We start from the raw sequence: 21,272 nt of genomic DNA on the forward strand, positions 1-21,272 counted from the left end.
TATCCCGCCTCCTGCCTTCTACTACCTATGGCGCTTTACCACGAAGTCAAAGACCTCCCGCTCTCCATCGAAACCTGCGAGTACGAAACCCACGAACGCGAAACGTCGAGCGATTTCACGCGCGTCACGACCGAAATCGTCCTGCGCGGCGCTGGCGAAACCGGCAGGGGCGAGGACGTAACCTACGACGCGGACGACCAGTACGCGCTGGCCGACGCAGAGTTCGACCTCTCCGGCGAGTACACGCTCGACGAGTTTTCCGCGGCAGTCGCCGACCGAGATTTGTTTCCCGAAGGCCCATCCCGCGATGATTTCCGCCACTACAGACAGTGGGGTTTCGAGAGCGCGGCGCTGGATTTGGCGCTCCGGCAGGCCGACACCGACCTGCCGACCGTGCTGGGTCGAACGCCGTCTCCGGTGACGTTCGTGATGAGCACGCGACTGGGCGACCCGCCGAGCGCGGAGCGCGTGACGCGATGGCTCGACATCGACTCCTCGCTGGCGTTCAAACTCGACCCGACGCCGGAGTGGTCTGCCGACCTGATTTCGAAACTCGCCGACACCGAAAAAGTCCGAATCGTGGATTTGAAATCCCAGTACGAAAACACCGAGGTCGGCCAATCCGCAGACCCCGAACTGTATCGTCGTATTCGGGACGGGCTTCCGAACGCAATTATCGAAGACCCGGCGTACACCGACGAAACCGAACCGATTCTCGACGCCGCACAGGAGCGGATTTCGTGGGACGTACCGATTACCGGCGTCGAGAGCGTGAAATCACTCCCGTTCAAACCCGACTGGTTGAACATCAAGCCGTCGCGGTTCGGAAGCGTCGAATCGCTGTTCGATACGCTCGAACACTGTGACCGCCGCGGAATACAGTTGTACGGCGGCGGCCAGTTCGAGTTGAGCATCGCCCGCGGACAGATTCAACTGCTCGCGTCTCTGTTCTACCCGGATTCGCCGAACGACGTGGCTCCGCGCGGCTACAACGACCCCGAACCGACCGAGGGTCTTCCGTCGAGTCCGCTGGATGCGCCGAGCGTCGAAGGATTCCGGCGAGAGTGAAACGAACTCAATCGAGTTGAATCAGAAACCGCGCACCGCCGTCGCTCCCTTCGTCCGCCGAAACCGACCAGCCGTGTGCTTCGGAGATACCTTTCACAATTGACAGACCCAACCCCGAACCACCATCCGCAGTCGTGTGACCGTGGTCGAACACCGCTTCGCGCTCGTCGAGTGGGATTCCGTCGCCGTCGTCTTCGACGTAGAAACCCGCAAAATCGTCCGTTTCGGCGACGTCCGACTCGTCAGCTATCTCGCCGACGCGAACCGTCGTTTCACTCCCTGCATGTTCGACGGCATTGCGAAACAGATTTTCGAAGAGTTCTTGCAGTCGTCCCCTATCCGCGTCGATTTCCGTCTGCGTCTCGACGATGAGCGTGCTTTCTTCCGTCTCGACGTTTGCCCACGCCTGCCGAACGATTGTTTCCAACTCGACCGATTCGGTGTCGCTGACGACCAACCCCTGCCGGGCCAGCGTTAACAGGTCGGCGATGAGAGTTCCCATTCGGTCGAGAGCGCCTCCTGCCTTCTCGAAATGGATTTCGTCGCCACGCTCTCGTGCAAGTTCGAGATGGCCCTGTGCGACGTTCAGCGGATTTCTGAGGTCGTGTGAGACGACGCTCGCAAACTCCTCCAATCGTTCGTTCTGGCGTTTGAGTTCCTGTTTCCGCTGTTTTCGCTCCGTCACGTCGCGGGCCGACCCAAGTTGGGCCGCTTCCCCCTCGTATGTGATTTCGCGGACGTTGAACTCCGCATATCGGAGATCGCCGTCTTTCGTCACGACGCGGGCGTCGTAATGCGGTGGGTGATTGCCGCGACTGCGTTCCTGTGCGATGTGTTTGACCCGTTCGCGCTCGTCCGGGTGTATCAACTCCCAGAGATTCATTTCGGCGAGTTCGTCGCGGTCGTAGCCGGTGAGTTCACACACGCGCTGGTTGACGAACACGAAGCTGTCGTCGCGGTAGATGTAAATCGCGTCGTGGCTCTGTTCGACCAGCGTTCGATACTTTTCTTCGCTCTCGCGGAGTGCGGTTTGCGAGTGGATTCGACGGAGCGCCTCCGTGGTGTGTGAAAGAAGCAGTTCGGCCAGCTCCGCGTCGTCGTGGTCGAACGCACCGACTTCGCGCGACCCTGCTTGGAATATCCCTTCCTCGCCAACCGGCGCGCTCAACAGCGACCGGTATTCGGCCTGTGCCGGAGCCGCATCGGCCTCCTCGCGCACGTCGTCCAACACGCACGTTTCGTGGTTCTGGTAGGAGCGCCCCGCGACGCCTTGGTCGGTTCGGAGTTTGGTGTAGCCGTCGTCGGTCATTCCCGTCGAGATGGCTTTCGGAATGAAGTAGCCGTCTTGCGCGAGGTCAACGCCGCAGATGTCGAATTCGAGGATACTTTCGGCGGCATCGACGGTCAGTTCGCAGATTTCATCCGGGGTTTGACACGCCTCCATCTCCGAGGCGATTTCGTGGAGGTCTTCGATTTTTCTTTTCTGTTCCCGAAGCGCCGCTTTGATTCGCTCGTGGTCTGCGATGCTCCGGAGGACACCGACGGTGCCGCGAAACTCGTCTCGGTGGGTCAGCAGGCCGATTCTGGCCTCGCACGGAATGCCGTCCCCGTCCGCGGTTTTGAGTTCTGCTCTGAGTTTGCCGACGTCCGCGTCACCCTGAAGCAGACTTTTGATGAGTCGGTCGCCGCGCGACACGTCCACTCCATCCAAGAGGAGCGAGATGTGTTCGCCGACGAGTTCGTCGCGGTCGTACAGTGACATCTCCAACAGGGTGTCGTTGACGGCAGTGACGTAGCCCTCCGTATCCAGCGTGTAGACGCCGTCGCCCATCGCCTGCACGATGGACTGATACCGGTCGAATCGCTCGGGGGGACGTCGAGCATCGCTGGTGACGCGCGTAATCGTTTCCGAAAGTGCGGTGGTGCGCGATTCGTCCGGTTTAGTCGGGACGTAGCCGTCGATTCCCGTTTCGAAAGCGTCGCTCGCAATTCGCTCGTTTCCGGACGTGGTGCAGAGAACGAACGGAACGTCCGGGAACTGGTCACGGACTCGTTTCGACAGCGAGATTCCATCCCCTTCCGGAAGTGCATATCCACTGACAACGCAGTCAACGTTCTCGTCGGAAATCACGTCGAGAACGGCTCGTTCGTCGTCCGCAGTACGAACCACTAGCGCCGGTGCATCTCGCTCCAAATCGCTCGGAGTGACGCCCGTGTCGGCAAGTGGGTCAATGTATAGCACCCGGAAATTCGTCGTCATACTATCGACTCTCCCTACTGTAGGAGTTTATCCCTAAAAACTAATACTATTTGTTTTGTTCGTTTGTTGCCACGTATGAGAGTAATAATTTAGTAGATGACCTCACTACAATTCGTGGGGCTATTTTTGAGACGGATATTTCGGAGTGCCGAGGTCGGAGACATCGGATGGTGAACGTGGGGTGACAATAATACACCAAAGGTTCATATCATTCTACAACTAGTTCGTGAGTACTGATTTGGTTGATAATTTATTCATTTGTATGAATTTTCATTTCAACTATTATTAAAACGGAAAATTTATCTGACCAGATTATAAGCATGCTAGTATGTCCTCCAAAACTCCACCCATCAGTCGCCGTGATGCTCTCTTCGCTACTATAGGATGTGTCTCCGCACTCACGGGGTGCGTTTCGACCACTCCTTTCTCCACGGATCAGTCACCGAATGACAAGTCGCTCGACAGTCCATGGCCAACAGTCGGAGCGACCGCACAGCGAACCGGAGTTGCTACCGACGCGCGACTGCCGCAAACGAATGCCGGGACAACTGCGTTGATGGAACGAGATGACCCTGCTTTTGGTGGTATCACGATGCCGCCCGTCGTCGCCGATAGAACCGCCTACGCGACATCCCGCACAGGTCACATTATCGCCCGTGGTGATACTGAGTGGACAGTAGAAACAGACACACAAGCCGGACTGACACCAACGATTGCACACGGCATAGTGTACGCACCTATCGCAAGTGGTATTGTGGCGCTTGACCCCAAAGACGGAGGCGAACAGTGGCGAACCGAAACCGATGCCGTGAGTCGTGACATCGGAGACGCAACCCCGACCGCGACGAACGAATCCGTCATTCTCGGAACCGAAGTTGTTTCAGCCCTCGACAAGGGTACGGGAAAAGTACAGTGGGTAGGGGAGTATCCGAACCCGACGACGACGTGGGGTGTTGCTACGACCGGAAAACGGACGATTGCTATGACAGCACTCGACGGGAAAGAGGGTCTCATCTGTTGTTTTGGGCCGAAGGGCAACCGACAATGGAAGAAAACAGTAGACGTAAATAACGCTCCGCCACGTCCCACGATTTCCGACGGAACGGTGTTCGCTGCGACCGACACAGGAACGCTCTACGCAGTGGATTTGAAAACCGGTTCGACAAAATGGGAAGCAGAAATCGACGATAACGTGAAAACGGGACTCGCGGTCACCAACGAGATAGTGGTTGTGCCGGGCGCAACAGGTGGAACGCTCCGAGCGATCAATGTCGCAGACGGAACGGCTCGGTGGACCCAAACTGTTGGAAACACGACCGCCCCAGCAGTGGTGAACGACCGCGTGGTCGTCGGTGCAAACGATATCTCGGATATTTCGGAAACCGGGTTCGCCGTATTCGACCCTGCGACAGGAAACAGGACGCGAAAGTACGCAGTCGGAACCGCTGGTTCCTTCACCGTTGGTGATGGACGTATATACTTCTGCCACGAGGCGGATTCCTCGCTTTGGGTTGTCGGTTGACCCCGTCAGTCACCGCTTAGACTGGGACGCCCATAACCAGTAGCATCTCGAACGTGATAATAGCAATATTATACCTCGACTATGCGTAAACCTCTTTCAGACGTACTGGCCCAATTCTTACCCTATTCGCTCATCTCTCCACGCCAACACGGTCTACGTGTGAATTAGAGCAGATTGAAACAGTAACATACTTAAAATTATTTATTTTAAATTAAAATTTTATAGTAATTATATTTTATTTCTATCTAGATTAAATTTTTGTATAGTAACTAAATATAACTAAATGCAGATGGAGTCAAATAAAAGAGCTGATGGATGTTCGCGGAGAACCGTACTGAAAAATATCGGTGTCGGTGCTGTGGTCGGCAGTGCTGTGGTTAGCGGCGCAGGGACGGCAAGTGCCCTCAGTACCAGTGCCTTCGAGCGACGAGAGGTGTTCGTCGAACGAGACGCACCCGTCAAACTTCCAAAAAACGCGACGAAGGTCAAATCCCTCGAAAAGGCAGAGACGGCTGTCGCCAAGCCCGACACGAATCTCGCTCGCTCACGTATCGTCGATTTTATCAAACAGGGCAAAACGCTCTCTTTCGCTGGCCGTAATTCGGAAGAGGCACTTCACGCTGTCTTGACCGACCAACGACCTGGACGAGTTCCGGAGACAGTTGGAACGTCCGAACACTCCCGACCTGCCGACCTTGAAGAGTTCTCGTTCGGAGCGGAGTACAACGAAAATCTCGGCAGCTCATCATCAACCATCGTTCCGTTGGATAACGACTCGCTCGCCCTGTCGGTGCGGCGGAACTCGGCAAAGTCTAAGGAAATTTCCATGGACATCAGCAAGTCGCTCACCAAGTTCGGTGCTGGCGGCGGTGGCATGAGTGCACAAGGCGAGTTCGAAACCGACCCCTCGTGTGTGAACTTCAACAGTGGATGGGAGTGTAAAGGCGAATACAACGACGCCGGTTCGTACGAACCATACGGCAAATACGACATCAATATCAAATGCTCAGAGTCGAACGAAACCTCAGACAATAACGACGACTACGTGATCTTTGAAATCAATCAGGCATCCACACCCGGTGAGGCAGTCAACGGCTGGAGTTCGGACTACGAGAATTACGAACTCTACCGCCTTACAGACTTTTACGAGTCGAACGGCGTTGATCTTGACAAAATCGGGCCGAACAGTACGGTCGGACAAACGACAGAGAGTGCGTCTGTCTCCGTTGGCTTCGATTCCTCGGGTGCGACCGGTTCGACCAGTTACGAGTACAGCTACACGGCCAGCGAGGTTCGCATCGAGAACAGTTCGAACAAGTCCGACGACGTGGTTGCCGAACACTGGCACAAGTTCAAGGAGAATCATACCAGCGTCACCGACGGATACTACAACGCAAACCCCGCATACCGAGTCAAAGTCGGGGAATACCAGAACGAAGTCGCCTACAACCTCGACGAGTACTGGAAGTGGGAAGACCCGAACACCTGCTTTGCTTGCGGTGACCCGTCTTACTACACGGTAAACGGTGGCGGCACCGGGCAGTGGAACCTCTGACTACGGAGGCGATAGGCGAGAGGAATAAATTTTTATAATTTATTTATTATTAAAAGATAAATTTACTTATAATAAGATTTAATATTATATAATTTCAGAGTTAAAATGTGATGGCGGAAGAAAAACCAGACAACAGTAGTACAGCATCCTCAACTCGACGATCCGTCCTTCAAGGAATCGGGGCAGTTGCCCTTGGGAGTTCAATCGCAATTTCCGGCAGTGCAAGTGCGGCCAATACAAAAGTTCACGTCATCACCGGCAGTGAACGAAGCCCAATCACGGAAGCGGAGATGCAGGACATTCGGAACAGTGCGGCATCAAAAGCCGGCGTCTCCGAGCCACGGGTAACGACAGAATATTCGGACTTAGACGACCCAATCGTCGGTTTTACCTATGCCGTTGACGAAAACGGTCGAAGCGAACAGACGACGACTATTGCGGGTGATAGCGAATCCATAGACGACATGCGAGAGCGCGCCAATCAAGCCGCGAGCGATATCAGCAGTAGCCTCAAGCACGGACGCACGGTTGGGACGAGCGACGTTACAACTAGCGGAGACGTGACCACGCAGGCGAAGTCGTGGGATAACATTCACTCCGATACCGACTACTACAAGAAAAGTCCGTACGGTGAAGTCGGCAATGGCCACGACTGGTACGAACTCAGCGACGATTCGTACAGCAACTTTACCCCAATGGCAATTCATCAGAAACATATTACGACACCCGGTGCGTCCTTATGGGATAACGAATGGGAAAACTTCCGAGCGTTCTGTACGCACGATTGGACGCTCGGCGACGGTGACTACATCACAGACCACGGGCCGACTGGCACCACGGACACCAGTAGTGGCTCTGTTGACACGACCGTCAACCTCACAGTCGATGGAAAGACGCTCTCGTACGACGACTGGGTTCAGGATGACGTAGAAATCAAAGACCAGACGACGAAGTCGACCGGCGTCGCCGAGTGGCAGAACACGTACTTCGGCAATTCGAGGGACGGTTACGGCCTGTTCGAACCCGGTAGTGCCGTCCTCATCCCAGACAACGACAGCGGAACCTCAGAGAAAGTCGTTGACCTCATCTCGAAACAGAAATACTACGGGCCGAGTGCTTCGTTCCACAACCTCAAGTACACCTACGGGCTCGTGTACAACTTCTAAGCCGATTTCCGACAGGCAGTTTCCCAGAAGTCGTTCAGCAGTCCTCCTGCCGTAGCTTTTTGCCATCAGCACGCGAGAATCAAGGTATGGAGTACACGACGCTCGGAGACACCGGAATGGAGGTCAGTCGCATCTGTCTTGGCTGTATGAGTTTCGGGTCGAGCGACTGGCGCGAGTGGGTGTTGGACGAGGACGAAAGTATGCCGATTATCGAGCGCGCAATCGACCTCGGCATCAACTTCTTCGATACCGCGAACATGTACTCGCGGGGCGAGAGCGAGCGAATCCTCGGGAAAGCGTTGGAGGGGCGGCGCGACGAGATGGTCGTCGCCACGAAAGGCTACTTCCAGATGGACGAAACCAACCCGAACTCCGGCGGCCTATCCCGAAAGGCAATCGAGCAGGAACTTGATAGCTCCCTCTCCCGACTCGGAATGGACACAATAGACCTGTATCAGACCCATCGTTGGGACGAGGAGACGCCAATCGACGTAACCCTGCGAGCGTTGGACGATGCGGTTCGACGCGAGAACGTTCGATATTTCGGCGCGAGTTCGATGTGGACACACCAGTTCGCCGAGGCGCTTCACACGAGCGAGCGCCTCGGACTCGACCAATTCGTCACGATGCAGAATCACTACAACCTCGTCTACCGCGAGGAAGAACGCGAGATGCTCCCGCTCTGTGACAAAGAAGGAATCGGCGTCATTCCGTGGAGTCCGCTCGCTCGGGGCTATCTCACTCGGCCACACGAGGAGTTCGAGGACACGACGCGGGGAAAGACCGACGACTACGCTCACGAACATCCCTACGCCGACAACGGGGGCGCGGAAATCAACGAGCGCGTACAGGAACTCGCCGCCGAAAAGGGCGTGACGATGGCACAGATTTCGCTCGCGTGGCTGTTCCACAAGGAGGAAGTTGACGCGCCAATCGTCGGGACGACCAGCATCGAACATCTGGAAGCCGCTGTCGAAGCACTGGACATCAGCCTCTCGTCGGGCGATATAGCCTATCTCGAAGAACCATACGAACCGGTTCCTGTGTCGGGACATCAGTAACCAACGTTTGGAGGTGGGCAGAGGGAGGCTGAAGCGAACGGCACCGTAGACCTGCACTAATCTATTTCAATTGTGCCATAGCTTTGAAACCCTTGAGGAGCGACAGCGTTCTGTGGGGTATCATGGGGCACCCGACAGATCATCTATCACGACGGCGACTGCTCGCGGGAGGGGGAGTTCTTCTCACGGGAGCAATCGCTTCGGGGGTTGCACAGCGAACAACGAGTTCCGGAGACGGTTCACAGTCCGCGACCGGAAGCCGACTGCTCGTGGAAAATCCGACGAAACAGTCACACCAGTTCTCGCTTTCGGTGTCGAATCGGCCGATTTCGGCGTATCGGATAACGAGTCGGGATGGAAAAACGGAGACGATAGAACTCGGAAACGAGGACGGAGACGAGGACTTTCCGTTCCCCGTTTTCATGCAGGCCGAGGCGAGAGCAATCAAACCGGCGAGTAACGTTATTTTCGACCGAGAGTACGACATTCGACCCGATTCCGCACACTCGTTTCTGTTGGAGGGGATGCCGGAACAGGGCGAACTGCTCTACACGCTACGAGAAAACCCGGAATCGGCGGACGAAGCGACCGTCGTCGAATCGTGGGGAACGATGGGATGCGATTCGCGCTTCGAGGTGTACTTTACGCCGTCCGAAACCCGGAGTTCTTGTGGCAGTCCGCTCCCGGACGTGAACGAACCGAGGGGAGCGAAACAGCATACGATACGGTTACAGAACTCCTCGGGATGAGTGTGGCGTTACTGTAACCGCTCCCGCCGGATTTCGAACTCCTCGTCGGAAATGTCGCCGCGAGCGTATGCCACCCGCAGTTCTTCGAGTGCCGGGTCACCACCAAATTCGTCAGCAGCGAACGCCCGATACGCGAGATAGCCGAGCGCGACGACGAAACCGAACGGAACGAACAGCACAACCCATCCCCAAACTGGGACTCCCTCAGCGTATCCACCCATCATCCATCCGCCCAGCATCGGGAACGCGAAGGCCATCATCAGCATCGGAAACACCAACAGAGCGACGAGGGCAACCAGTACGAATCGTATCAGCGAGCCGTTGTGGTCTGTCGTGGCCATAGTCGAACTACGATTCGAATCTCAATAAGTTGTTCAGCCCCGAACCGGAAACCCTTGCGTTTGCCCGCATGACTAACTCAGTACCGAACCAACTCGGCATATCATGACTTTCGATTCCGAGCGGGTGACGACCCTCACGTTCGACTCCTACAGCACGCTGGTTGACGTTGACGCGGCCGAAAACGCCCTCGCGGAGCGCGTCGAAACGCCGGAACCGATTTCGAAACTCTGGCGCGCCCGGTCGCTCGAATACACCTTCGTCGCCAATCACACCGACTCCTACCAGCCGTTTTACGAGATAAATCGGGATGCCCTTCAGTACGCACTGTCGGCCCACGACGCCGATATTTCGGAGAGCGAGCGCGACGAAATTCTTGCCGTCTACCACGAACTCGACGTGTTCGACGACGTGCGCGACGGCATCGAACGCCTCCGCGACGGCGGCTACGACTGCTACGTCGTTTCGAACGGCAATCCCGAAATGCTGGATTCGATGGTCGAACACGCCGACATCGGCGACCTTCTCACGGACACCATCAGCGCCGACGAGATTGAGACGTTCAAACCCGATGCCGAACTCTACCGCCACGCCGCGGGGCGAACCGGAACCCCAACCGAGGAAATCGCGCACGTCACCGCCGGATGGTTCGACGTGCAGGGCGCGAAACACGCCGGAATGCAGGGCGTGTGGGCGGATAGGAAGGGAACGCCATGGGAACCGTTCGGCGACGAACCGGATTTAGTTATCGAGTCGTTCGACGACTTGGCCGACGAATTGGGGGTCTAAACGTGTTCATCCAAAAAGTCCGAAATCCGCTCGAACTCCTCGATTAGATTCTCCCGCGAAGTCGTGTGGTGGCCTTCGTCCTCGAAGATACACGTCTCGACCGGAACGCCGCGTTCTCGAACTTTCTCCGCAATCTGTTCGGCTTCTCCGACCGGAACACGGGGGTCGTTCGCACCGTGTTGGATGAACAGCGGGCAGGAAATCCGGTCGGCTTTGTGAATCGGGCTGATTCGTTCGAGTAGTTCGGGGTCGTCTAACGACCCGTACTCCTGTGCGCGATGCGAACGCCGCCACTCGCCCGTGTTTTCGAGGAACGTCTGGAAATCGGCGATACCGACGAAATCGACCGCGGCGGCCCACAGGTCGGGATACTCCGTAATCGCGGCGAGCACCATGAACCCACCATACGAACGACCGTACGCGACGATTCGGTCGGAATCCACCGCCTCGTGGTCATGAAGCCATTCGACCGCGGATTCGATGTCGCCGACGGAATCCATTCGCTTTTCCACGTCGTCCAGATGGGTGTATTCCGTGCCGTAGCCCGACGAACCGCGGACGTTGGGTTCGAAAATCGCGTACCCCTGCTGGAGGAAATACTGCTTCGTCGGGTAGAACCACGGTTTTCGCTGGTGTTCCGGCCCGCCGTGAATATCGACAATTACAGGCGTTTCACCGGGGGATGCGTTTTCAGGAAGCGTCCAGTAGGCCGGAATCTCCCGCCCGTCGAACGTCTCGTATCGAATCGTCTCCGGTTCGAGAAGGCTCTCTTTGGGAATGCCGAGCGTTCCGGGGTTCGTCCATCGCTCCGATTCGCCCGTCTCGGGGTCGAACACGAAGACGCTTCTCGGGTCGTCGCTTCGGCTGAGCGAGAGCGCGCACCGTTCGCCATCCGGGCCGAAGGTCAGGTCGTATGCGACGCCTTCTGGAAGATTCGGCTCTGCAAGTGCTTCGATTTCGCCGTCCGCGAGGCGTCCGGTGTGAATCTCGGAGTACCCATCGACGTTGCGACTCCACACGACGTTCCCGGTTTCGCCGTGGAGCGCGAATCCTTCGACGTTCCAGTCGCCGCCCGCCAGAATCGTTTCGTGCGTTCCGTCGCCGAGGTCGATTCGGGCGATGTCGGCCGTGTCCGAATCGTAGTTGGTCACGCAGTACAGTTCGCCTTCGGGGCCGAACCGGACGTTTCCGTAGCGGGTTTCGGTGTCGTCGCTCAATCGACGGTGGTCGTCCGTTTCCGGGTCGAGCAGGAACAGGTCGTAGTCGAAACTGGCGTGCGCTTTCGAGAGGACGATACCGGGTTCTCCCCACGTTTCGATGGAAAGGAAACCGCCCTCGCCCTCGTGGACGAGCGTCGCCTCCGAATCGTCTCGGCCCTGTACGTACACGTCGAAGGTGTCCGGTTGGCGGCGGTTGGCGGTGAACGCAAACTCGTCGCCATCGGGACTCCAGTCGCCCCAGAGGTGTATCGAACTCGGGTTGTCCGTGAGCGGGATTTCGGTACCATCGCGCAGGTCGTACCGGAACAACTGGTCGTGTTCGTTGCTCCCTTCGTCCATGCCGAAAATGACCTCCGGATGGGTCGGCGAGGCCGAGACGAACGAAATCCGTTCGTCGTGTGCGGTGCGGCGAGATGGGTAGGTGTCCGGCGCGTCGAGCGACCAAACTTGCGGCGTGCCGGTCGTGTCGGAGCAAAAGACGAGGTCGCCATCGACCGAAATCGTCGGCGATTCCGTACTGTCGATGCTTAGATACCGTGCGACTGAATACCGTGGTTCGGACATGCTGTGGTCGAAGAACGGGGGCGGCAAAAGGATTCGGCTGGGGTGCGTGTTTCCCCGGTTCTCCGTCACGAGCAGTGGTTAGCAGTAGGAAGGAGTTTTCGAGAGTGTATTGTACGAGATGAGCAATACGAATGCGGCACCTTCACACGAACACCATCAGAGGATGTGGGACGAACTCCGAACTGCAGTAGATGTTTGCACGAAACGACCTCAACTACTAACTACTCATACGCTGTAGTTCACGGCGATGACCTACTACGACAAGCAGCACGTCAGTGGCGAGTTCGAAGCAGTCGTCGAAGAAACCACGAACGCCCTCAACGACGAGGGGTTCGGCATCCTGAGCGACATCGACGTGAGCGACGCGTTTGCGAAAAAACTCGACATCCAAGAGTATCCCGAATACCGGATTCTCGGCGCGTGTAACCCGCCGCTGGCAAAGGAAGGATTGGATGCCGAAACCGACCTCGGCGTGCTCCTGCCCTGCAACGTCGTGGTGTACGAAACCGACGACGGCGTCGTCGTCAGCATGGTTGACCCGGAAACGATGCTCTCAGTTGTGGACAATCCCGAGTTGGACGACATCGCAGAGGACGTTCGGGCGCGTTTCGACCGCGTTCTGGATACGCTTTCTGCGAACTAGCGATCCGTTCGGCGCAGTTCGCTGGAGAGGACACGAGGGAAGAGGAGTAGGGTATTTGTCCACAAACATAACAATAATACGTGCTTATATATTTGAATGACCAATATCCGAACTGCGGTCGAATATGGCAGAGAGTGAAAAAATAGACACAGACGACTCGGGAGAGGACGCTGGGGGCGTCTTTGCAAACGAGTCACGCCGAACGTTCATGAAAAAGGGCGCGCTTGCGACGGGTGCGCTCGCACTCGGTCTGGGCAGTGCTGGGACTGCTGTCGCGCAGGATACCGATAGCGTTCTCGTGTACACGTATGCCTACCACCCGAACGTGCCGTTCCGCGTCACGAATGCGCTCGAACAGTCAACCACGGTGCGACTGCTTGAGCGTCCCGGTGGGGGCGATGTGGACGAAATCAGCCAACCGGACGACTACAGCGGATGGGTCATTCGCTACGACCTCGGTGGCCGGAATGGCGCAATCACGACGATAATGTTCTCGCGCGACGCGAGCTTCAGTCAGGGTGACCGACGGCGGTTCTCCGGGGATGCAACCGTGTTCAGTAGCCAACTCAACCTGCTGAGCACCACGGTTCGGAACCCAGAGTAAAACTGTGGGAATGGGGGGGCGCTCCCTCGCCCACGTTCAATTTTACCAGCCATCGCTTCACCCGTCAATCGCTTCACCCGTCATTCGCTTCACCCGTCATTCGCTTCACCCGTCATCACGAGTCGAGAGAGAGCGAGCGAACGAGGTCGCAAATACCTCAACCTCATCCCAATCGGTGTACTCGTAATCGCACGAGGTGTCGGTTCCGCCACCCGCCTTCGTTGCGACGTACTTCATCAGCAGTCGCGTGAGCAGGCCGTATCGGCTGTATTTCAGCGCACCGGCAACGACCGCCGTTCGGTCAGGGTTCCATCCCGTGTCAGCGAGGAACTTCGTAACTAAGTTCTCGGCTGTCGCCCGTGCTTCGTCGGTATCTTCTGCGGCGGTCAGACTCACCGAGAAGAACGCCGACGGCAACCGGTTCAACTCATCTGCGTGCTCTCGAACGAATTCAGTAATATATCTCTGATGTTTTCCTCTATGAATCGACGCGCCAACGATGGCGGCGTCGTACTCCGAAAGACGAAATCTGTCGGGAACGCGATTACCGTGAAGTAGCGTCGAATCGTGACCCGCGGAGACCAGCACCTCGGCGATTCGCTCCGCGATTGTCGCGGTCTGTCCCTCCGTTGAACCGTAGAGGACGAGCACACGCGCCATCAGCCGTGACCTCCGAAAAGTCCGTGATTGGAACCGCGCCATACCCACTGATTTCGATGTGACCGGGAATCGTGTGCTACCATCGTACCACTGCAAATCAGCATCGACAGCTATCGACTAAAACGTCCGGTGGTCGAACCGTCGTGGGCTGTGAGACGGTTCGAAGCCGAAAAATCACTGATAGCCGAGCGCCTTCAACTGGTTCGTTACCTCGGATGGAACGTCGCCCGATTCGTTGTCCCCGTCGGTTTCGATTCGCTCGATTCGCATCTCGACCGCGTCGTGAAGGCGGCTTGCGAGTTCGGAACCCTCGTACTCGCCCCACAGATTGTCCTGTTCAGTTGGGTCGCCGCGTCTATCGTACAGTTCCCGATTCTCGGATTCTGTGTGATAGATGTACGACCAATCAGCGGTTCGGGCGCTCACGAGAAGTTCGCCGTCGTCCAGATGGCGCGGAATCGGTTGCCGAGTAACGTGTTCGCCGCGAACAGCGACTGAGGTGACCGGCGTCGTAGCAGATGGAGCATCGAGGCCGATTTCGGAATCAGTTTCGGATTCGACAGCGGTGTCCAGCAAACTCGGGGCCGAAAAGTCGTGTTCGACGCCCATCGCGTCACAGATGGTCGCCGGAATCGACGCCAAACCGACCGCCTTCTCTACCGATTTCGTGTCTACGCTCTCTTTTTTGTCGTCCGCCTGCCGGACAAGGAGCGGGACGTGGGTCAGTTCCTCGTACAGTTTCGGATAATGCGCCAGATGGCCGTGTTCCATGAACTCCTCGCCGTGGTCGCCCGCGAGAACGACGCAGGCGTCGTCACGAAAGCCGCGTCGGTCGAGTGCCGACAGCACTCGACCGACACTTTCGTCCACCTGCCGAACCGTAGCCCGGTACAGCGATTTGAGGTCGGAAAGCGTGTCGTCACCAACTTCGCGCCCCAATCCGGCCCGGAGGTGGGCGCGAAGCATCTTCAGCGACCCGACGTTCGCGCCGGTTTCGTCGCGGACGAACTTCGGCGCGGGAACGTAGGGCGTATGAACGTCCATGTAGTGAACCCAGAGGAAAAACGGCGGTTCCGCCCGCTCCACGAAGTCGATAGCGCTGCGTTCTACGTCGAGCATTCGTGATACGTTTTTCGCGCCGCCTTTCTGTCCGAGCAGTCGCCGAACCGGCGACGAAATGACTTGAAGCCACGCCTGCACGGTCGGATGGGCCGTGAGATATTTGCTGTAGAGACTGTCGCCCGTCCCGGAGGTGAACGTCTCGAACTCGTCGAATCCACGGTCGTAGCCCCAGTGTTCGGTTAAAAATCCGTTCGCGCCGTTGAATCCCGCGGTCGAAATTCCCGCTTCGGAGAGGGTTTCGGCCAGCGTCGGGGCATCGGCGACGCCGATGCCCCGCGAATCGGTGAACACCTGTTTTGCGCCGAGAATCGACGGGAACGAGAACGGCGTCCAGTTCCCGTGCGCGAATGCGTTTTCGAAGACGGTTCCACGTTCACCGAGGGCGGCGACGACGCTGTCGGACGTGAAAGCGTCCGCTCGGAGCGAATCGACGGTGAACAGCACGGTAACGGGGGTGTCATTTGCGCTCATTCTGTCGGGCACGGTGACTCCGCTACCCGAAAATTCGTCACGGAGGTAAAATACCTTTTGCGCAAACAATCACTGCGACCGAGGAGGAGACAATAGCGCTCAATATCCCACGAGAGTGCAAAATAGTGCATCTCAGCTACTTTTACTGCGAAGCGGCGGGAGCGAAAATCGTTCGATGAGGCCCAACTGGCCGAACAGGAGTATCACCATCGAAACGACCACGCCGCCAAAGAACACGGCGAGGACGACCGGCCCGCTCCGGATAAACGGAAGCGAGGAAACCGAAAGGGAAAACAGCACCCATCCGAACGCCAGCCATTTTTCCCCCGGTGATAGCGAACGAATCCAGTAGCAAGGCCGAAAATCACGAACAGTCCGAGGACGATTTTCATACTGACGAGTTCCGTGAGGCTAAGCGCCGCCAGCACGCTCATCGCAACGAATTCCAGAGTATCGACCTCGTCCATCATTCAGTGAACAAAACACGTTCGGGCGATATAATCGTTTCCGTGCGTTTTCGATTGTTATTCCACGGGTTCGAGTTCCGCGCTGAAGTGACGCAGTTCCGCCATCTCGGGTTCCGCGACGACTTCCAACCCCGAGAGTTCGTCGCGTCGCTCGGCGACTTTCTCGAACGACTCCGCGATGTGCACGAGATGGTCGCGGAAGTACGACCGGCGGGGGAGACACAGTCGAACGAGTTGCGGACGATCTTCGCCCGGGAACGCAAATTCGCCGAGTTCGACGCCGCGAACGCCGCCTTCGCGGTAGAGTTCGCAGGTCAAAACCTGTCCCGGGAACTCCTCGCGCGGGATTTCGGGCAGGAACTTCTCGGCGTCCACGTACACCGCGTGGCCTCCCGTCGGGGCGAAAATCGGAACGCCTGCTTCCTGAAGCAGTTCGCCGAGTTCCGCGACCTGTTCGACGCGAGATTCGATGTAGCTCTCGGTGACTGCTTCTCGGAGGCCAACCGCCATCGCTTCCAAGTCGCGCCCCGCGAGTCCGCCGTAGGTCGTGAATCCTTCGTAGAGAATGCCGCGCTGTTTCGTGGCTTCGAACAAGGATTCGTCGCGCACGCCGACGAATCCGCCGATATTCGACAGTGCGTCCTTCTTCCCGCTCATGACAATTGCGTCGGCGGAGGAGAGTTCCTCGCGAGCGATGTCCGCGACACTGGCGTTCGAAAATTCGTCCTCGCGCTGTTGGACGAAGTACGCGTTTTCCGCGAATCGGCAGGCGTCGATGACGAAGGTTGCGTCGATTTCGTCCGCCACGTCGCGCGCTTCGCGGATATTCTCGACGCTCACGGGTTGGCCCGCCATCGAATTATTCGTGACGGTGACGACGAGCGCGGGGATGTTTTCGGCACCCACCTCGTCAGCCAGTTCGCGGACTTTGTCGGGGTCGAGATTTCCTTTGAACGAATCTTCGTCCTCGGCATCGACGTCTATCGGGCAATCGACGGGCTTCCCGCCGTTGTTCACGATGTGTGCCCGCGTCGTGTCGAAGTGCGTGTTGTTCGGGACGTAGTCGCCCTCCGAGATGAGCACGCCGTAGAGGACGTTTTCGGCACCTCTGCCTTGGTGGGCCGGGACGATTTTCTCGAAGCCCATCACGTCGTTCACGCTCTCCTGAAGCCGTTTGAAACTGTCACTACCTGCATATGCCTCGTCACCGCGCATCATCGCGGCCCACTGTTCGTCGCTCATGGTTCCGGTTCCGCTGTCGGTCAGCAGGTCGATGAAAACGTCCTCCGCGTCGAGGTTGAACACGTTGTAGCCCGCGGATTCGAGGTTGGCTTCACGTTCGTCTCGCTCGGGGAGGTGAATCGGTTCGACGACTTTCGCCCGGTAGGCTCGCATATTCGATACCCCGACAGCGTCGTTCTTAACCTTGCTGAGATAACGTCGGGGGAAAACGAGCGATTCCGGGCGTCAAGGGGCGAAATTGACCATCGTTAGTAGGGGACGTTCATTGCGAATGTGCGTGGTCAATGCGAATACGGATAGTCCATCTGAACTGTGATAGCGTCGCGGGTTTCCTCGTCTTCCAGTTCGGCGCAGAGCCACAGGCCGAGGTCGATGCCTGAACTGACGCCGCCCGCCGTCGCCACCGTTCCATCCACGACGATTCGCTCTTCGACAACTTCGCAAAAATCCGCCAATCGCTCGTAGGCGTCGGGGTGCGTGGTGGCCTGTTTGCCATCCAGCAATCCCGCCGCGCCGAGTAGAAGCGACCCGGTACAGACCGAGGTAATCCACTCCGCATCCGCAGTCGCCAGCCACGAAGTGAACTCGTCGTCCTCAGCGAGTTCACGGGCGACGAATCCGCCCGGAACGACCAGCATGTCGTAGCCAGAAAGCGGTTCGTCCACCACGTCGGGAACGATTTTTAATCCCGCGTTCGCGGTAACGCGTTCGGTTCGGGCGCAGACCTCCCACGAAACGTCGTCGCGGAAGCCCATCGTATCGAGTCTGGTCAGCGGGTCGTAGATGCCGACGAAATCCAGCGCGGTCATGCCGTCATACGCAACGAACGCGATGTGCATGGAGGAAGGTTTAGGGTCATATGATATAATCCCCATGAAAAATATTGAGAGAATGATGAGATCATAGGATAGATAAAATTTCAGATCATAGATTAAAATATGATTGAGAAAGATAAAGTATTAAGTATCTTTTTAGTAGTATCTCTATCGCTTTCCATATTTTTAGGCATAAATATCACGAATAAAGATACTAGTTCAAAAGAAGAGATTACAGCTACGGGATTATCCGAAGATGAAATATCAGACGCTAATAAACTTATTCAAAGGCACGAAGATATTATAAAATCGAGTTCATTCATATATAATACAACTACGGTTAGGAATTTCCAGAACGGTACACTTCTGCAGCAGAAAGACGAGTCAATTAAAATGGAGAATAGCTCGAATTTTCTTTTAAAGGCAAGTTCAAGGGGAGAAAATAATAAATTACGGTATTTTAGCTCTAATCGGGTTGAATATTACGCCGATGGTGAAAAAGTTATTGGAAAGTTATATAAAAACAATAAGACTAGATATCATGTACCGACTTCTGCAAGAGGTGAGCCCATTAAACCAAGGCAGTGGTTATCTCAAGACCCTGCAAATAGCGACCAATTATATATGATATTATCATTAGCCAAAAATGAGACAGTCAGGGAAATATCACATAGTGGAGAAGAAAAAAGATATAAAATATCAATAATAGAATTCGTAGAAACCCCAAATATATATAACGAGGAGCATACCAACATTAATAGTATGAAATCGGAGATTATAGTTGATAAGTGGGGGATGGTACAGAGATACAGTATTGAATTCGAAAGTTCTCTAGATGGTAAGACAATATATACAAAAGTAGAAAAAGAATACAAAAATATCGATAAGACAACTGTGAGCGCACCAAATTGGTTCAAAAATAAAACAATTTAGTGGAATACTATATATTTTGTTAAGTCAGCAAGGGGTAGTATATCCAGAATCACAGGGAGTACCACCGTCATCTGCACAAGAGTAGTCTCCACAAAGCTCACAGCACCAGTCTTCCTCCTCACAGGTGCAGCATCCGTCATAGCAAAGGTTACCTGAACAATCGTGGAGAGTACACGAATCACCAAGACACTCACCTTCCCAAGCGTAACAACTATATGAGCCACAATTTTCAATCTCACCTTTATTTCGGCAAAGTCCAATTATCATACCATTTGGAGAAACACCATCCATTTGAGTGAGCGAGGAAACCCCCTGAGTGTCGTGTTCTTGTTTGAGAGTGTTTAAACTCTGAGTGGTGATTGTTTTTTCAGTTTTGGTTGGTTTTGATCCTTTGGTACGAGCAAGATATCGGACAGCTTTCTTGCCATCAGCCAGTGATTCCGCTTTGACCCCATCTGGCTTATAGAGCGCGCGAGGGCCAATATCCAAATCAGGATTAATCGAAATCACTAGACGACCACCGAACACTTTCCGTCGAATCGTGATGTGAGCAGTTGGGCCCTCCCCAGGATAACTAAGACCCCACACTCTTGCTCCGTTTTCACTCTCAAGATAATCACATGAGGACTGAGATTTTTCAATTTTTAATTCCGGTTTGTCAAGAAGGCCATCCTGTGACAAGACGTTCAAAAAGTCTGTTCGGTCATCAACGATCTGTTGAAGTGCATCCTTAGGTGCGTAGGGTTTGCGCACCCTGGCGAAGATTTGCTTGGTATTCTGACTGGCAGAGGCAGAACCAACGAAAGCACCTGTAGTAGTTGATGCACCAACGGCCTGCATGAACTTTCTTCGATCAATTTTCTGGTTAGGATTACTTTTGCCATTTCTACAAATATGGATTCATTCAGCCATCATGTAAATACTTCTACTCTAACCAATTTAAGAAGGTGAAAATCCTTATGTACTCTGTCTACATAGGTTTGATAAGATGAGAAAATCGTCAAGAAAAATATCAAAATTTTTAGATAACCATTGGATAATCAAGTGATTTATAGTACCAATACTTTTTATGGGGTTAATACTGCTATTACTCACATTTATTGTCACAAATAGCATTTCAGAGCCATCTACGATATTTGCACTATATGTATCTGCGTCTACATTAATAGTATTCGTGGGTCTTATCATAGAGAAAGTCGTTAATACTATGACAGGAAGAAATGTATTGAGTCCAGAGGATTAATTCATAAAATCATCGTGCCTCTTCGACCCGCCGCGGAGCCTCGATTTCCTCCACGCGCTCGACGGTGCCATCCAAAATATGCACGATTCGCTCGGCGTGTTCCGCGATGTCGCGCTCGTGGGTCACCATCAGCACGGTGTGGCCGTCGTCGTTGAGTTCCTCGAACAGACCCATAATCTGTTGGCCCGTTTCGCTGTCGAGGTTGCCAGTGGGTTCGTCCGCCAGAAGGATGGCAGGGTCGTTCGCCAACGCGCGCGCGATTGCGACGCGCTGGCGCTGGCCACCCGACAGTTCGTTGGGGCGATGGTCGCCCCGGCCTCGAAGTCCCACTTTATAAAGGAGGTCGTCCGCCCGTTCCGTTCGCTCGGAGCGCGAAACACCCCGAAAAATGAGCGGGAGTGCGATGTTCTCCCGGGCGGTCAGGCGCGGCATGAGATTGAACGTCTGAAAGACGAATCCGATTTCCTCGCCACGAACGTCGGTTCGTTCGCTGTCGGAGAGTCCCGTCACCTTCCGCTCGTTGACGTGGACAGTCCCCTCGGTGGGCGTGTCGAGACAGCCGATGAGATTGAGCAGGGTGCTTTTTCCCGACCCACTCGGCCCCATGACTGCGGTGTACGACCCTCGCGGAATCGACAGTGTCACGCCATCCAGCGCATGTACCGGTTCTCCGAGATGGTACGTCTTTCGAACGTCGGTCAGTGTCACGGCGTCCCTCGGCCCCTCGTCGGACTCCGTCACCGAGTGGCTGGCGGCCATACCCACTGTTACCACTTCGA

20 protein-coding genes are annotated in these 21,272 nt (G+C 55.5%); 10 read left to right on the forward strand and 10 right to left on the reverse strand.

Annotation, left to right across the window (positions count from 1 at the left end):
* The first annotated feature begins 27 nt into the window (after window positions 1-27).
* Window positions 28-1,068 (forward strand): enolase-like domain-containing protein, encoded by a 1,041-nt coding sequence (locus tag HL45_RS17120; protein ID WP_049972404.1) that lies wholly within the window; start codon window positions 28-30, stop codon window positions 1,066-1,068.
* 7 nt (window positions 1,069-1,075) lie between these two features.
* On the opposite strand, the gene HL45_RS17125 is transcribed toward HL45_RS17120, so the two are convergent.
* A complete protein-coding gene (locus HL45_RS17125; protein ID WP_049972405.1) occupies window positions 1,076-3,328 on the reverse strand; it encodes a PAS domain S-box protein in 2,253 nt (750 codons plus the stop codon).
* 556 nt (window positions 3,329-3,884) lie between these two features.
* Here HL45_RS17125 and HL45_RS17130 point away from each other — a divergent pair.
* From HL45_RS17130 to HL45_RS17150, 5 genes are all read left to right on the forward strand, one after another.
* Window positions 3,885-4,850: an outer membrane protein assembly factor BamB family protein gene (locus tag HL45_RS17130; protein WP_158413713.1), complete on the forward strand. Its 966-nt coding sequence runs from the start codon at window positions 3,885-3,887 to the stop codon at window positions 4,848-4,850.
* A gap of 358 nt (window positions 4,851-5,208) precedes the next feature.
* On the forward strand, window positions 5,209-6,405 hold the full coding sequence (locus HL45_RS17135) for a hypothetical protein (protein ID WP_144240114.1): 1,197 nt from the start codon (window positions 5,209-5,211) through the stop codon (window positions 6,403-6,405).
* Window positions 6,406-6,515: 110 nt separating this feature from the next.
* Window positions 6,516-7,571, forward strand: a complete 1,056-nt coding sequence (locus tag HL45_RS17140; RefSeq protein ID WP_049972409.1) for a hotdog family protein — start codon at window positions 6,516-6,518, stop codon at window positions 7,569-7,571.
* Window positions 7,572-7,657: 86 nt separating this feature from the next.
* Window positions 7,658-8,632, forward strand: coding sequence for an aldo/keto reductase (locus HL45_RS17145; RefSeq protein ID WP_049972410.1), 975 nt, complete (start codon window positions 7,658-7,660; stop codon window positions 8,630-8,632).
* 122 nt (window positions 8,633-8,754) lie between these two features.
* On the forward strand, window positions 8,755-9,381 hold the full coding sequence (locus HL45_RS17150) for a hypothetical protein (protein ID WP_049972411.1): 627 nt from the start codon (window positions 8,755-8,757) through the stop codon (window positions 9,379-9,381).
* A gap of 8 nt (window positions 9,382-9,389) precedes the next feature.
* Here the strand turns inward: HL45_RS17150 and HL45_RS17155 are convergent, their stop codons facing one another.
* Window positions 9,390-9,722, reverse strand: a complete 333-nt coding sequence (locus tag HL45_RS17155) for an SHOCT domain-containing protein (RefSeq protein WP_049972412.1) — start codon at window positions 9,720-9,722, stop codon at window positions 9,390-9,392.
* A 103-nt stretch (window positions 9,723-9,825) separates the two neighbouring features.
* Between HL45_RS17155 and HL45_RS17160 the strand changes: the two genes are divergently transcribed.
* Window positions 9,826-10,509 (forward strand): haloacid dehalogenase type II, encoded by a 684-nt coding sequence (locus HL45_RS17160; RefSeq protein ID WP_049972413.1) that lies wholly within the window; start codon window positions 9,826-9,828, stop codon window positions 10,507-10,509.
* On the opposite strand, the gene HL45_RS17165 is transcribed toward HL45_RS17160, so the two are convergent.
* Window positions 10,506-12,293: a S9 family peptidase gene (locus HL45_RS17165; RefSeq protein ID WP_049972414.1), complete on the reverse strand. Its 1,788-nt coding sequence runs from the start codon at window positions 12,291-12,293 to the stop codon at window positions 10,506-10,508. The genes HL45_RS17160 and HL45_RS17165 overlap by 4 nt on opposite strands.
* 247 nt (window positions 12,294-12,540) lie before the next feature.
* On the opposite strand from HL45_RS17165, the gene HL45_RS17170 reads away from it, so the two are divergent.
* Window positions 12,541-12,936, forward strand: a complete 396-nt coding sequence (locus HL45_RS17170; RefSeq protein WP_049972415.1) for a DUF302 domain-containing protein — start codon at window positions 12,541-12,543, stop codon at window positions 12,934-12,936.
* Between the two features lie 124 nt (window positions 12,937-13,060).
* Window positions 13,061-13,540, forward strand: coding sequence for a twin-arginine translocation signal domain-containing protein (locus tag HL45_RS17175; RefSeq protein ID WP_233274832.1), 480 nt, complete (start codon window positions 13,061-13,063; stop codon window positions 13,538-13,540).
* 105 nt (window positions 13,541-13,645) lie between these two features.
* Here HL45_RS17175 and hemG read toward each other — a convergent pair whose 3' ends face one another.
* The 5 genes from hemG to HL45_RS17195 form a co-directional block, all read right to left on the reverse strand.
* Entirely contained in the window at window positions 13,646-14,200 is a 555-nt protein-coding gene (gene hemG / locus HL45_RS17180; RefSeq protein WP_049972416.1) for a menaquinone-dependent protoporphyrinogen IX dehydrogenase, read from the reverse strand.
* A 174-nt stretch (window positions 14,201-14,374) separates the two neighbouring features.
* The gene (locus HL45_RS17185; RefSeq protein WP_049972418.1) at window positions 14,375-15,793 is read right to left on the reverse strand and encodes a sulfatase-like hydrolase/transferase; all 1,419 of its coding nucleotides are present in this window, start codon (window positions 15,791-15,793) and stop codon (window positions 14,375-14,377) included.
* Window positions 15,794-15,925: 132 nt separating this feature from the next.
* Complete coding sequence (locus HL45_RS20925; RefSeq protein WP_158413714.1) at window positions 15,926-16,093, reverse strand: hypothetical protein; 168 nt, start codon at window positions 16,091-16,093, stop codon at window positions 15,926-15,928.
* A gap of 224 nt (window positions 16,094-16,317) precedes the next feature.
* Entirely contained in the window at window positions 16,318-17,655 is a 1,338-nt protein-coding gene (locus HL45_RS17190; protein ID WP_049972419.1) for a tryptophanase, read from the reverse strand.
* Between the two features lie 128 nt (window positions 17,656-17,783).
* Entirely contained in the window at window positions 17,784-18,341 is a 558-nt protein-coding gene (locus HL45_RS17195) for a DJ-1/PfpI family protein (protein ID WP_049972420.1), read from the reverse strand.
* 99 nt (window positions 18,342-18,440) lie between these two features.
* Between HL45_RS17195 and HL45_RS17200 the strand changes: the two genes are divergently transcribed.
* On the forward strand, window positions 18,441-19,250 hold the full coding sequence (locus tag HL45_RS17200; RefSeq protein ID WP_049972421.1) for a DUF7537 family lipoprotein: 810 nt from the start codon (window positions 18,441-18,443) through the stop codon (window positions 19,248-19,250).
* A 24-nt stretch (window positions 19,251-19,274) separates the two neighbouring features.
* Here HL45_RS17200 and HL45_RS20535 read toward each other — a convergent pair whose 3' ends face one another.
* Complete coding sequence (locus HL45_RS20535; protein WP_144240115.1) at window positions 19,275-20,090, reverse strand: hypothetical protein; 816 nt, start codon at window positions 20,088-20,090, stop codon at window positions 19,275-19,277.
* Window positions 20,091-20,502: 412 nt separating this feature from the next.
* Window positions 20,503-21,252, reverse strand: coding sequence for an ABC transporter ATP-binding protein (locus HL45_RS17210; protein WP_049972423.1), 750 nt, complete (start codon window positions 21,250-21,252; stop codon window positions 20,503-20,505).
* Window positions 21,253-21,272: the final 20 nt, after the last annotated feature.

Source organism: Haladaptatus cibarius D43 (genome assembly GCF_000710615.1).
Lineage (GTDB): Archaea > Halobacteriota > Halobacteria > Halobacteriales > Haladaptataceae > Haladaptatus > Haladaptatus cibarius.

Bases quoted from the DNA above. Each gene is read 5' to 3' on its own strand.
- HL45_RS17120 (WP_049972404.1), top strand. From the start codon at position 28: ATGGCGCTTTACCACGAAGTCAAAGACCTCCCGCTCTCCATCGAAACC.
- HL45_RS17125 (WP_049972405.1), bottom strand. From the start codon at position 3,328: ATGACGACGAATTTCCGGGTGCTATACATTGACCCACTTGCCGACACG.
- HL45_RS17130 (WP_158413713.1), top strand. From the start codon at position 3,885: ATGGAACGAGATGACCCTGCTTTTGGTGGTATCACGATGCCGCCCGTC.
- HL45_RS17140 (WP_049972409.1), top strand. From the start codon at position 6,516: ATGGCGGAAGAAAAACCAGACAACAGTAGTACAGCATCCTCAACTCGA.
- HL45_RS17145 (WP_049972410.1), top strand. From the start codon at position 7,658: ATGGAGTACACGACGCTCGGAGACACCGGAATGGAGGTCAGTCGCATC.
- HL45_RS17150 (WP_049972411.1), top strand. From the start codon at position 8,755: ATGGGGCACCCGACAGATCATCTATCACGACGGCGACTGCTCGCGGGA.
- HL45_RS17155 (WP_049972412.1), bottom strand. From the start codon at position 9,722: ATGGCCACGACAGACCACAACGGCTCGCTGATACGATTCGTACTGGTT.
- HL45_RS17160 (WP_049972413.1), top strand. From the start codon at position 9,826: ATGACTTTCGATTCCGAGCGGGTGACGACCCTCACGTTCGACTCCTAC.
- HL45_RS17165 (WP_049972414.1), bottom strand. From the start codon at position 12,293: ATGTCCGAACCACGGTATTCAGTCGCACGGTATCTAAGCATCGACAGT.
- HL45_RS17170 (WP_049972415.1), top strand. From the start codon at position 12,541: ATGACCTACTACGACAAGCAGCACGTCAGTGGCGAGTTCGAAGCAGTC.
- HL45_RS17175 (WP_233274832.1), top strand. From the start codon at position 13,061: ATGGCAGAGAGTGAAAAAATAGACACAGACGACTCGGGAGAGGACGCT.
- hemG (WP_049972416.1), bottom strand. From the start codon at position 14,200: ATGGCGCGTGTGCTCGTCCTCTACGGTTCAACGGAGGGACAGACCGCG.
- HL45_RS17185 (WP_049972418.1), bottom strand. From the start codon at position 15,793: ATGAGCGCAAATGACACCCCCGTTACCGTGCTGTTCACCGTCGATTCG.
- HL45_RS17190 (WP_049972419.1), bottom strand. From the start codon at position 17,655: ATGCGAGCCTACCGGGCGAAAGTCGTCGAACCGATTCACCTCCCCGAG.
- HL45_RS17195 (WP_049972420.1), bottom strand. From the start codon at position 18,341: ATGCACATCGCGTTCGTTGCGTATGACGGCATGACCGCGCTGGATTTC.
- HL45_RS17200 (WP_049972421.1), top strand. From the start codon at position 18,441: ATGATTGAGAAAGATAAAGTATTAAGTATCTTTTTAGTAGTATCTCTA.
- HL45_RS20535 (WP_144240115.1), bottom strand. From the start codon at position 20,090: ATGCAGGCCGTTGGTGCATCAACTACTACAGGTGCTTTCGTTGGTTCT.
- HL45_RS17210 (WP_049972423.1), bottom strand. From the start codon at position 21,252: ATGGCCGCCAGCCACTCGGTGACGGAGTCCGACGAGGGGCCGAGGGAC.